1 protein-coding gene is annotated in these 271 nt (G+C 49.8%); it reads right to left on the reverse strand.

Annotated elements, in window-relative coordinates; translation table 11 throughout:
* Positions 1-135 precede the first annotated feature (135 nt).
* Entirely contained in the window at positions 136-270 is a 135-nt protein-coding gene (locus ACYP03_RS26210; protein WP_459782701.1) for a DUF3630 family protein, read from the reverse strand.
* Position 271 lies beyond the last annotated feature (1 nt).

The raw sequence follows: 271 nt of genomic DNA on the forward strand, positions 1-271 counted from the left end.
GGGGGCGAGGGAACCCAAACACACCAACAGCACATTTTATGTACAGCGCTGTCACCAAAGGCGCTGATTATACAGTAACCAATCCGACTGCCAAGACACCACAGGGTATGGCAAACGTTTGCTGTTAAAATTTGATTAGTGAGTCAACTTTTCAAGCCAGCTTGCCAGAAATGCCAGGGTGTCGCTGTCATCCCGGCTGAGTAATTCCAGCCACATCGCCGCACTGTAATGCTCGCCTTTCAGCATCATCCGGCAACCTTCAAAATCGATC

This window comes from Photobacterium sp. R1, from assembly GCF_054600795.1.